Raw genomic sequence first — 12677 nt, 5'->3', positions numbered from 1 at the left:
TCACGCTGAGCGCTAGTCGAAGCGTGACGCACTATTTCTTATTAATCAACCCTATGGGGATTAACCTAATCTCTTCCTGAATCTCAACACACTCAACGTAAGTATAACAATGCCGAACACTAAAAGCGCCAATGCCTGCGTCCATAGTTCGGCAATCCCCACACCTTTCAGAAATATTCCTCTTACAATCACGATATAATATTTAAGTGGAATAATATAAGTTATATATTGAATAATCTGCGGCATATTCTCGATCGGGAATGTGAATCCGGAAAAGAATATGAACGGCATGAAAAAAAAGAACTGCGCCGTCATCATCGCCTGCTGCTGAGTTTTTGAAATTGTCGACACGAACAAACCCAGTCCTAACGTTGTCAGCACGAACAATCCACTCAGTCCGAATATCAGCAGAACAGATCCCCTGAACGGAACGGCGAACCAAAAACGCGCGACCACTAAAACCAGCGCGACATCAATTGCCCCGATTATTACAAACGGCAACAATTTCCCGAGTATCAATTGATACGGTTTAATCGGTGTAACAATCAGTTGCTCAAATGTGCCGTTCTCCCTCTCCTTAACAATAGCAAGCGATGTCAACGTCATGGTAATAATCAACAGCACCATGGCGAGAACACCGGGAATCATGAAGTTTCTACTTTTCAACTCAGGATTAAACCAAACACGCGCCTCGGGTATCACCTTGCCCGGTTTTGTCTGCATCTGAGCACGCATCGAGCTATTGAGAATAATCCCCTGCGAATATCTGCCGATGATCTGAGACGCGTAACCGATGCTTATGTTAGCCGAGTTCGCGTCACTTCCATCGGCAATCAACTGCACACTTGCTGCTCTACCGCTCTCGATGTTTTTTGAAAAATCGGGCGGGATTATGAGCGCTAACCAGACATGACCATTATCGATAAATTCATCGATCTCTTTCGGCGAATCTACATTTTCCGTGATTACGAAATAACCCGAATTCACAAACTGATTCACGAACTCGCGGCTTACGCTCGATCTATCCTGATTCACTAAAACCATCGGTATATCTCGGATATCGGTTGTCGCGGCATATCCTAAAAGCACGAGTTGAATAACCGGCGCCAGAATTGAAAGCGCGAGCATCCTTTTATCGCGGCGGATCTGGAGAAATTCTTTTTTGATGATATGAATTATTGTTTTCATCTTAGTTGGTTTTTTTCATCAGGCGCACAGAACTTATTGTAATCATGATGATCATGAAAATTATCATATATATCAGTTGATCCCAGAATGCAGTTACTCCCACACCTTTCACAATAACGCTTCGCACTACTACGAGAAAGAATTTTGCGGGAGTTACATTCGAAATGATCTGCAAAAATACCGGCATACTGCGGATGGGAAATACGAATCCCGACAATAAAAATGTTGGGAGCAGAGATGACAGCACTGCCATCATAAATGCAACCTGTTGATTATGGGTGATGGTAGATATTAAAAGTCCTTGTCCCAATCCTCCGAGCAGGAAAATAAAAATACCTGCATAAAGCCATAATATACTGCCTCGAACGGCAACATCGAAGAGAACAAATCCTACGATGAGCACGAACACCGAAGCGAGCAGCGCGATAAACAGATATGTGAGTGTTTTGCCAATAATTATTTCTACTGTATGGAGAGAAGAAACCATCATCTGTTCCATCGTGCCGCGTTCTTTCTCGCGAACAACCGAGAGCGACGTAGAGATCACGGCGCTGATCATCAGAATGAAACCGATAAGTCCGGGTATCAGGAACTTTGCCGAACTCAGCTCAGGATTATACCAGATTTTGGGTCTGAAATCGATGGGCAAAAACATTTTCATACCAACACGCTGAAATGTTTGCTCAACGATCTTCTGCGAATATGTTTGCACAATTACAGTCATGTAACCGATTGCCGTTGTAGCGGTATTCGCATTCGAGCCGTCAATAATAATCTGGATACTTACATCTCTGCCTAAAGACAAACCTTTTGAAAAATCAGGCGGAATAACCACTGCGATCCGGGCGTTATCGTTATTCAACAGTTCATCAACCTCATCGTAACCGCTAATGTAATATTTCACATCGAAATATTCCGTATTCGAGAAATTTTTGATGAATTCCCTGCTCCGCGAACTCTTATCCTGATCGAATACTGCCATCGGAATATGTTTGACATCAAAATTGAGCGCGAATCCAACGACCATAATTAACAGCGCCGGAAAAACTAGCAGAACAGAGAGTGATCTTTTATCGCGAAGGATTTGCAAAAACTCTTTTTTCACAACAGGTTTGATTCGTTTGAAAGTCATTTATTCCTCCTTGAATCTTCTTCGAGAAGGTGTAAAAAGACATCTTCGAGAGAGGGGACAATTCTTTCTATACGGTTTAATTGAATTTTATTCCCGGTGAACAGTTTATTTATTTTATTTTTCCCTTCTTCCTCATTCTCAACACCAACGTGAATATATGCGCCGAACAATGAAACTTCGACCACCCAGGGTTGATTGCGCAGCAATTCCATTGCGACAGCAACCTCCGATACTTCAACTTCGAGAATCGGATAAGTAATCTGGCGACTCTTCAATATCTTAGGAGAACCATTTGCGATTATTTTTCCCGCATTTATTAAAATGATGTCGTTGCAGTATTCTGCTTCGTCTAAATAGTGAGTTGTTACAAGGATAGTAACTCCCTGTTCCGATAATTGATTTATTAACTCCCAGAAAATGCGACGCGAGATCGGATCGACTCCACTCGTCGGTTCATCAAGAAAAACAATCTTTGGCTCGTGTAGAATCGCACAGCCAAGTGCGAGCCGCTGTTTCCAGCCACCCGCAAGTGTTTTAGTTAAACTTTTTTCTCTCCCTTTCAATCCCGCCATCTCCATCACCCACTTCGCTCGATCTCGGATCGTACCGGATGAAAGACCGTACACACCGCCGAAAAAATTTATATTCTCTTCTACGGTTAAGTCTTCATAGAGAGAAAATTTTTGAGACATATAGCCGATGTTCAGTTTCACCAATTCGGTTTGTGTGTTGATGTCGTACCCGCCTACTTTCGCGCCACCTCTTGTTGGTTCCAAAATTCCGCACAGCATTCTTATGGTAGTAGATTTACCCGCGCCATTCGCACCCAAAAATCCGAATATCTCCCCTTTTTCAACAGTAAAATTGATATTATCTACCGCTTTGAATCTACCGAACTGTTTCGTTAAATTTTGGACATCAATCGCGATCTGAATCATTCGGAATCCCGATTTTTTCTAAAATATTTTGGGCTTTATCAGACATCAACGAGATAAACACATTTTCCAATGATGGAGCTACACGCCGATGCTCTTTTATCTCAATTCCCTTTTGCATCAAATACCTCTCGATGAGAGTGAAATCGTTTGCACTATTTTCCACGATAACATTCAACCGGTCACCGAAAGTTTGCACACCCAATACCAGATTCAACTCTTTCAATTCCTTTCCTGCTAAACGGATATTATCACAAATAATTTCAATCACTTCACCTCTCATCATTTTCTTTATCTGCAACGGAGTATCTACCGCCATACATTTACCGTTATTAAACAACGCGACTCTGCTGCAACGCTCTGCTTCATCAAGATACGGCGTGCTCATTACGATTGTGATCTTTGATTCGAGCAGTGCGGATAATATTTTCCAAAAATCTCTCCTTGATACAGGATCAACTCCGGTTGTCGGTTCGTCTAAAAATATTATTTTGGGATGGTGAATGAGCGTGCATGCAAGGGCGAGTTTTTGTTTCATGCCCCCCGAAAGTTGATCGGCTAACCGTTTACGGAATGGTGTGAGCCGGGTGAATTCCAACAACTCGTCTCTCCGTTTTTTGAAATCGTAAACTTCATTTATCTCGGCGAAAAATTCTATATTTTCATCTACGGTCAGATCACCATACAAGCTGAACCTCTGCGAAAGATAACCGATATGTTTATTTATTTTTCGCGACTCCTTAAGCAGATCGTAACCGAGTATTGTCGCATTACCTGAAGTGGGAGTGAGAATGCCGCAAAGCATTCTGAAAGTAGTTGACTTTCCCGCGCCATCCGGACCTACAATGCCGAACATTTCTCCTTCTTCGATGAAAAGTTGAAGACGATCGACAGCAACTATATCATCGAAGCGGCGCGTTAATTCCCGCACTTCGATTAAAGACATTTTCTCAACTTCCCCCGGCAGGTACCGCTTTAACTATAATCGCGTCCGCAGGAATACCAGGTTTTAAAATACCGTCGGGATTTTGAATTTCAATTTTCACACCGAAAACAAGTTTGGTTCTGTCTTCTTTTGTTTGAACATTTTTTGGCGTGAACTCGGCAATCGAGGATATATAAGTAACTTTTCCCGGGAATGATTTTGCTGGCTCGCCATCGATATATACCTTTGCCTCCTGCCCCAATTTTACTCTCGCCAATTCTACTTCAGAAATATAAATATTCAGATAGACCTGCTGAAGCTGAGATATCCGAAGAAGAGAAGAATTCGGCATAATCATCTCGCCTTCCTCAATCGATTTCTGAGTTATAACTCCGGTAAACGGTGCGGTAACATACGAATCGTCAATCTTCTTTTTAATCGCTCTAACCTGCGCGTTCGCTTGCGCTAAACGTGCGCGAGCCGCGTCGATCTCTTCCGGACGTGAACCTTTCCTGACTTTATCATAAGTTTGTTTTGCCAAAATATATCTTGTCCGTGTATCATCGAGTTGCTTTTGCGCGATGCTGCCTTCTTTAAAAAGTTGCTCATTTCTTTTCAGGTCAGCATTTGCATTTTCCAAAGTTGCTTCGGCTTGCGCGATATCTTCCTGTCTTGCTCCCTGGACGGCAAGTTTGTATTGCGCGTCTGCGGCGTCTGCATTCGCTTTTGCCTGATCGAACTGTATTTCTAAATCAGACTGATCTATGAGCAGCAGAGTATCGCCGGCTTGGACATTTTTACCTTCATCAGCAAAAATTCGCACAACTTGTCCGCCAACTTTTGCCGATACAGTTACTTCCTTCGTCTCAATCGTTCCGGATGCTGAAATATTTTCACCGTTTTTATTGGAACAACCTGAAAGAAGCAATAATACTAAGAAAAGTAAAAGATTTCTCATGACTTACCTCAGATAAAATATATTTAGTCGTAATCGAAAATCATTTCAATATCGCAACAACTTCCTGCTGCCTTGGTTCACCCGTGACAATCACTTCTTTATCTCTTGAAATATATACACCTATTTCACTTCTTACGCCAAAATCACCGATGAAATATATCCCGGGTTCGATTGAGAATGATGTTTCAGGAATTAACGTCCGTTCGTCCCGGGTTTCAAGATTATCTATGTTTGCGCCGCTGCCATGTCCGTCTTCCGTGATCGAATGCCCCGTGCGATGAATAAAGTACTCACCGTAGCCAAATCCGTTTATATAATTACGGCATACATCGTCCACATCGCAACCGCGGACTGTTTTATTTTCGGCAAACGATTTTTTTAGATAATCGACGGCCGCATCGCGCGCACCTTTCACTACATCAAAAATCTTTGTGTATTTTTCAGGAACTTCTTTACCAAGATAACCGACCCAGGTAATATCGTTATAAGTCGCGCCCGGTTTATTTTTCTTAGCCCAAAGATCGATTAAAACAAAATCTCCTTCACGTAACTCAGAATGAACATCTTTCGTTGGCTCATAGTGCGGGTTGCCGCTGTTGGCATTGACAGAACAGTTTGGCGCGTCTCGGGTTATTAATCCGTATTCCGCGTAATGCTTCAGCATGAATTGTTGCACATCATATTCGGTTAAACGTTCTTTCTTATTTATTTTTTCCTTCATGAAGGCGAAAACTTTGTCAACAATCTTCCGCATGATTGCAGATGTTTCCAGATTATCTCGATACGCTTCCTCGCTCCATCTCGATTCGAAGTATTGAAGCAAATCCATCGATGGAATTATATTAACGCCGGTTTTCTTAACCATTTCGATGGTCCCTGCATCCACTTTGGAGACATAAGGTATTGCATTAAACGGAGAATATTGCATTGCAATTGTTTTAAACCCGAGAAGCATATTTTTTAAACCTGCCTCCAATGATTGCCAGCTCAGGAATATGGTTTTCTCACCGGGGAGATAATCCAGATTCCATCTTTCGATGCTGTGGACTAATTTTCGCGGCTCTCCTTCAGCAGGAATCAAATAAAAAAACCGTCGTGTATTCATTATGTGAGATGGAAATTCCAGTATTCTCTGTGTGAATTCGTCACGCTTCCAGAAATCATAAAACAACCAGCCATCTATTTTTTGTTCGCGCAAGGTATTTTGTATCGATTTAATTTTATTTATTAATGCCGGAGATGTGGAATTATCTTTTGGATTCATATTTATTCTTTCACGATTAATTATTTATTTGTTGAGATAATTATTCTTTCGCTTTACCCTGGTTTGCAACCGCTTGCATCTGTTTTTGTATTTCTTCTTGATCACCAAGGTAATAATGTTTTATCGGTTTCAGATTATTATCAAGTTCATATACGAGTGGTACGCCTGTGGGAATATTCAATCCTACAATCGTCTCTTCATCGATGTTATCTAGATACTTCACCAATGCGCGCAAACTATTCCCGTGCGCCACTATGATCACTTTCTTACCCATACTTATCGTAGGTGCTATTGTTTCGTGCCAGTATGGTAAGAAGCGATCGACTGTAAGTTTCAACGACTCGGTTAATGGTATAAGATTCTTCTCCATAGAAGAATACCGGGCATCTTTACCGGGATATCGCTCGTCATCCGCCGTTAACGACGGTGGCGGAATATCGTAACTCCTTCGCCATATTTGTACTTGCTTCTCGCCATATTTTTGTGCCGTTTCCGATTTGTTCAGTCCTTGCAGCGCACCATAATGCCGTTCGTTTAACCGCCACGATTTTTCAACAGGTATCCAGTGCAAATCCATTTCATCCAGAACATAATTCAATGTTTTTATCGCACGCTTTAAAACAGATGTGAACGCGATATCGAATTTGTATTTTTCCATTTTCAATATTTTACCCGATTGCATCGCCTCATCGATACCACGCTCCGATAGATCGATATCTGTCCACCCTGTAAACCTGTTCTCTTTATTCCAAATGCTTTCACCATGACGAACGAGAACTACTTTATACATCCTTTTCACTCCAATAGTAATAAAATTGATGATTTTAAATTGAATAGTTCAATGTAAGAAAATGGCAACTGAATTACCAACGTGCAGAATTTTATTTATGCTTGCGGATATTAAAATATTTCCAGATATTCGATAGCAATGAATATGATCGGATTGAAATATGGAAACTGCTAAACCATTCAAACAAATTGAACCGGATAAGTTGCATTCAAAACAAGGAGGCGGATGTTTATCGATTTTCGGTCTGCCATTTTTTGCAGGCGGTATATTTATGATATTGATAACCGCAGGAGTAATTCCTCTGGAGAATCAAAACGATGTACCGGACTGGGGATGGATTGTGATGGCGCTGATGGGAATAGTTTTCACGGTGGCCGGATTGACCTTGACCTTGGGCCGAACATGGGTAACGATCGATGTAAGCAGACAGGTGATACAGAAATATTGGGGATTGCTAATGCCGATGCGCGGAGAAGAAATCAGTTTGATTGAATTCCGCGCGGTCGAAATTCATTTACGTTCAGGCGATTCAAAAACATCCGATCAATTTCCTGTCACACTAAAAATGCGAGCCGGAAAAGATTTCCCATTGTTCAGTTCAACCGAATATGGAAAATCTTATGATCAAGGCACTATGATAGCAAAGTTCATTCGCCTTCCGCTCGAAGACCATACCACCGACCATCCGACAACTTTAGCACCCGACGCAATCATTGATAAATCGAAAGAGCTGTTCGATTCAACTGTCAGATTAAGTGATGATATTCCGAAACCGGTTTCTATGCAAAGTCGGATAGAAGAAATACCGGACGGCAAACGGATAACCATTCCTCTGATCCTGCCAAAATCATTGCGAGCAATTGAGATTTTAATACCTTTAATATTTCTGATTTTTATAATTCCTAATCTCATTCCATTCTTTCGTCACTCTAATACACCCGATGCTATAAGCGATATCTTCATCGCGTTTATTGTTTTATTTTTTATTTTGATACCCATTTTCAGAATGATTTTTGCCATCCACAGCAGAAAAAAAAGCGGCACGATTTTAACTCTTACTTCATCTCAAATAGTCGTTGAAGAAAAAAAAGTCAGGCGGTCCCGAACAAAGATAATTCCATCCGATGAAATCATAGGAATCGATTACAGCACAAAACAAAGCATCATTGATTCAGCACAATCGTCAATGGATCATGGTACAAATCAGCAATACGGGACTACAACAGGCGGTTATCCTCAACCGAAATGGATTTCGTTCCTGACTAAGTTTATACGATCAAAAGGAATTACAATTAAATCAAAAAGCGGATTCTATACATTCGGTGCCGGTCTTCCGGATGATGAGGTGTTATATTTATATTCGATTCTAAAAAAGAATTTCAAAAATAATAATTGAAGATAGATTATCGGGAATTGATGGGTGATGGTTGATTTTCGATGTTCGATGCTCGATGTTCAAAAAGGTACGTTCAATACTATTTCAATAAAACAAGTTTTTTTGTTGGAATTATTTCATCAAAATTAATTTCTTAGTTTCGACAAAATTGCCTGCTTGAAGTCGATAGTAATAAATACCACTCGAATATTGCGAAGCATCCCAGGTTACACTATACACACCCGGTTGTTTCATCTCATTTACAAGCGTTGCCACTTCTCTGCCCAGCATGTCAAACACTTTCAGAATTGTCAATTGAGAATTTGCAATTGAAAATTGAATATTGGTAGCCGGATTGAACGGGTTCGGGTAGTTGGAGAATAATTTTGTCGATAAAGGAATTTCATTCGAAACGACACGCACATCCAGAAGAGGTTGCTCGCTTCGGTACACCGCATTCTGGTATAATCCAGCTATAATATTTTGCTGAGAATCGAATATCATATCGAGAACAATTCCGGAGTTCAATCCGATGAAAGTCCAATTTAATCCCCCGTTACGCGATTGGTAGATGCCGTTATATGTCCCGGCAAAAACGTCCTGAGCTTCGTTGAACGCGATTGAGTAGACATATGAATTACCGACATAGCTGCTAGTCCAATTCGCACCGCCGTTTGTGGAACGGAGCACATTCCCATATACTCCTAAAAATATATCACCTGCTTTGTTCGTTTCAATCGTTTGGATGTCTTCCCGTGTTAGACCCGTGTAATTCCAAGTGATACCGTCATCGCTTGATGAGTGTAACGCGCCTTTATCCGTTACGGCAAATAAAGAATTATTATTTCCCTTCGCCATAAAAAGTATTGGCATGTTGAATAAATTATTTTCAATCCAGGATATTCCGTTATCGGAAGATGTATAGATTCCGAAATTTGTCCCTATAAATAATTTCCCCGTTTGATTTTTAAGAACAGAATAAACCGAGCCGCTGAATTTATGACCTGTTATATTTTTCCAGTTGTTTCCATCATCTGTAGAGATATACAATCCTTTATCCGTTCCTGCATAAATATTTTCGTCGTCGTTTAATAGCGTATAAACATAATCTCCTGTTAAGCCGGGGGGCAATTGAGTCCAGCTAAAGCCGCCGCTTTCTGTCCGGAATATTCTATTCCCGAGTGTACCGGCAAGAAGAATTCCTGAATTAGTATTAGCAAGGCAAAATAAATCTTGTTTGCGCGGGCCGCTTGGCGACCAAAAAATACCGTTGTCTACGGATTTATATATTGGCGTGATGTTGCTTGTATGAGGATTGCACTGCACCGATCTGCAAATACCCGCTGATGCCAGCAAATCATTTTTTTCCGAAATCATAATAACATCGTACGATTCGCCGGATGGTCCAATATAATCCCAACCGGTTGTACCGGGAATATTACGAAAAATACCTGCTTCCGTTGATGCACACACAATCCCATTTTTATCTGCTGTCAGAGAGTAAATATAATGGTCGTTCAATCCTAAATAATTCCAACTGTTCCCGCCATCGGTTGTGCGATAAACGAATCCTTCCTGAGTCGTGCCAACCACCGATTTCCCCACAAGGACGCATCCATCTTTTCCCAATCCTAAAACATCAACATTGGGATACTCGAAAGTTTTACGCCATGAAATTCCTCGATTTGTTGAAATCAGAAGATCTCTCGATGCTTGTCCACGACAAACGATATACATTACATTTGATTTATCAATCAGTGATAAAGTAGTGTAATAATAAGAACTCAAATCAATGCTGTATGTTGTATCCCATTTAACACCGTTATAGTGCACTAATTTTATTCCTCCTTGACTTGTGAAAGCATAAACATCTCCTGCATCAGACAGCATATTTTCGACATAAGACATTGCAGTGCGATTACCGAATATCAACTTCCATGTAACACCGTTATCGGATGAATATTCGATTCTGTTTCTTTCAATTTGATTTGAAATATAGCGGGTAATTAATGCATGGTTGCCTCTCGCTTTAAAATCGATCATTGAACCGAGATTCAACGATGTCTGCGCCCAGTTCGCACCCGCATCCGTTGAATAATATACAGCGGGCTCGCTTACGGCGAATAATTTTCCTTCGGCACCTTCGGCAAGTATATAACATCCTTGAATTCCGCTTATATCCAACCACTTTACTTGCTGGGTTAGAAGCAAATTGGGAATGAACAATAAGAAAATAATTTTAAAATAAAATAAAATTTTAAGCTTCATGTCTGTTGGAATCTTTCTAAATTTTAATCTTTTAAGGGAAGAGTGCCATTTTGAACATATCGGGCAACAGGATAAAGATTGACATTGTTGTCCCACCATGGAGAATGTTGATAGAAGAAGTTCAATCTCGCGAATGGATTCTTCGCAAATGTTGAATCTGTTTTTAATTTATTATCGAATTCTGATTTCAATTCCACATCTCTCGAGAGCATATCCCGTGCAAGAGGTTCCATAACATAATCTTCGGCATATTCTTTCTGCTCGAAGATTGCGTCAAAAAATCCCCACGCCACAAACGCGTCGGGAGATTCCGGTTCCAATGCGAATACTGCTACGCGTGAAGCCCGCTGGTTCAGCAATACAACTGCCGTTCCTTCGGGAAATATCCGTTTAGTGGAAAATTTTTCTGAGTTATACGACACCGAATGCCTTCCTTCGTACGGTGTCTGTTGCCATTTTGCATTGGAAAATTTATACATCTCAACATCAAGTTCAACCGGCTTAGATAAGCGCTGCACTTTGATACCATGCAGAGTGAGGCGTTTAATCACTTCCAGCCATTGCGCGGGAATCAAATACGCTTTTGGCGGATCAATTGATTTTGAAATTCGAACACTGTCGTAAACCGGGATATCGGCTTCAAATGGTTCTTTCGTGTAAACAGTCCAGGTGCCGCCCGATATTTCGCTCGGTTGATTAGTTTGTTTGAAACCGAGATAGTGAAATATCCCATTAGGTGTATCGGTTGTCTCAAATCTCAGCGGTAAGGATTGGTCAAGTTTTGTCATCGTTAAAAGATCGGTAGCGAGTGCGGCTTGGTGCAATGATTTATATTCTTTATTCATCAATTCCATTGTCGCTACAATTGTTTGATAGGTCCCTTCCACCCGCGATTTGTAATCTTTCATCATGTGTGTTTCTATTAGCAGCGCGGGTCTGTTTTGCAAAGCAATATACGGGGTGGATAACCGCGGTGGTGCAACCCCGCTTTGCAAACCTTTCAACGGATCTTCATGATCGCGCAGAGAGATATATGGCGCAACCGGTATTCCGTTTGTTTTTAATGTTGAAATCATAGGGAGGTATTTATCGTGAACCCACTTGCGAATCGGATCGGCGAGATTTTGATGTCTCTCTATTCCGTAAGTTACAAGATGCTGGTAATCCGCTCCATCTGTTACGTGCGCGTCGATAAAGAAATCGGGAAGCCATTCATTAAACATTTTCAACCATGCCTGCGTCTCAGGTGCGTCTGCTTTTATATAGTCGCGGTTCAGGTTCAAATTTTGTCCGGTTACACGCCATCCCATTTTCTCGGGTCCGTTCTGATTGATCCTGTTGAATTGACTCATTCGTTCATGACCGTCGACATTGTAAACAGGTATGATGAGTAATATAACATGATCAAGTAACGATTCTTTTGTTTTAGTGATGGCGATATCTCGTAGAAGCATTAGACAAGCATCTTTCCCGTCTATTTCACCGGCGTGTATTCCGTTCTGCAAAAGAAGAATAGCTTTATCTTTTTGATGAGCTCTCTGGGGATCGAATGCTTTATCTTTTGAAGCGACCACTAAATAAAGGTCTCTGCCTTCCGCGCTTTTTCCAAATGATTTTACTTTTATCCACGGTGATGCTTGTTCGAGTCGGCGGCAAAAAGCGATCGTCTCATCGTATCGCGGAGTTTTTTTGAATCCGCTCTGTTCATAATATGTGAGCCATTGCTCGCGAATCGATTGTGATATTGCTACTGAGAGCAAAAATAGCAATATAAAAAGATAGATAATTATTTTCATGATGATTTCGTATTGCGGATTGTTGATTTCGGATGTTTATATTTTA

At 41.0% G+C, this 12677-nt stretch carries 10 protein-coding genes; 1 reads left to right on the top strand and 9 read right to left on the bottom strand.

Features of this window, described 5'->3' with window-relative positions; all coding sequences use genetic code 11:
* Positions 1–60: 60 nt before the first annotated feature.
* From HZB59_11940 to gpmA, 7 genes are read right to left on the bottom strand one after another with little or no spacing between them, the layout of a single operon-like run.
* Entirely contained in the window at positions 61–1188 is a 1128-nt protein-coding gene (locus HZB59_11940) for an ABC transporter permease (protein ID MBI5022137.1), read from the bottom strand.
* 1 nt (position 1189) lies between these two features.
* Positions 1190–2320 carry an ABC transporter permease gene (locus HZB59_11935; protein ID MBI5022136.1) on the bottom strand — a complete coding sequence of 377 codons (1131 nt, stop codon included), beginning with the start codon at positions 2318–2320 and terminating at the stop codon, positions 1190–1192.
* Positions 2317–3258: an ABC transporter ATP-binding protein gene (locus HZB59_11930; GenBank protein ID MBI5022135.1), complete on the bottom strand. Its 942-nt coding sequence runs from the start codon at positions 3256–3258 to the stop codon at positions 2317–2319. Before HZB59_11930 ends, HZB59_11935 begins: the two co-directional genes overlap by 4 nt.
* Positions 3239–4201, bottom strand: a complete 963-nt coding sequence (locus HZB59_11925; GenBank protein ID MBI5022134.1) for an ABC transporter ATP-binding protein — start codon at positions 4199–4201, stop codon at positions 3239–3241. Before HZB59_11925 ends, HZB59_11930 begins: the two co-directional genes overlap by 20 nt.
* Before the next feature lie 4 nt (positions 4202–4205).
* The gene (locus tag HZB59_11920) at positions 4206–5138 is read right to left on the bottom strand and encodes an efflux RND transporter periplasmic adaptor subunit (GenBank protein MBI5022133.1); all 933 of its coding nucleotides are present in this window, start codon (positions 5136–5138) and stop codon (positions 4206–4208) included.
* Positions 5139–5178: 40 nt separating this feature from the next.
* Positions 5179–6402, bottom strand: coding sequence for an aminopeptidase P family protein (locus HZB59_11915; GenBank protein ID MBI5022132.1), 1224 nt, complete (start codon positions 6400–6402; stop codon positions 5179–5181).
* Between the two features lie 40 nt (positions 6403–6442).
* Positions 6443–7192, bottom strand: a complete 750-nt coding sequence (gene gpmA, locus HZB59_11910) for a 2,3-diphosphoglycerate-dependent phosphoglycerate mutase (GenBank protein ID MBI5022131.1) — start codon at positions 7190–7192, stop codon at positions 6443–6445.
* A 160-nt stretch (positions 7193–7352) separates the two neighbouring features.
* Here gpmA and HZB59_11905 point away from each other — a divergent pair, with 160 nt between their 5' ends.
* Positions 7353–8588, top strand: a complete 1236-nt coding sequence (locus tag HZB59_11905; protein MBI5022130.1) for a hypothetical protein — start codon at positions 7353–7355, stop codon at positions 8586–8588.
* Positions 8589–8699: 111 nt separating this feature from the next.
* On the opposite strand, the gene HZB59_11900 is transcribed toward HZB59_11905, so the two are convergent.
* Both HZB59_11900 and HZB59_11895 read right to left on the bottom strand, forming a co-directional pair.
* Entirely contained in the window at positions 8700–10934 is a 2235-nt protein-coding gene (locus HZB59_11900) for a T9SS type A sorting domain-containing protein (GenBank protein MBI5022129.1), read from the bottom strand.
* Entirely contained in the window at positions 10859–12631 is a 1773-nt protein-coding gene (locus HZB59_11895) for a peptidase M14 (protein MBI5022128.1), read from the bottom strand. The genes HZB59_11900 and HZB59_11895 overlap by 76 nt, the downstream gene beginning before the upstream one ends.
* Positions 12632–12677 lie beyond the last annotated feature (46 nt).

The sequence above is a fragment of the Ignavibacteriales bacterium genome (assembly GCA_016214905.1).
Lineage (GTDB): Bacteria > Bacteroidota > Ignavibacteria > UBA10030 > SZUA-254 > PNNN01.
Note: the sequence above shows the minus strand (reverse complement) of the source record. Positions and strands in the feature narration are given on the sequence as shown.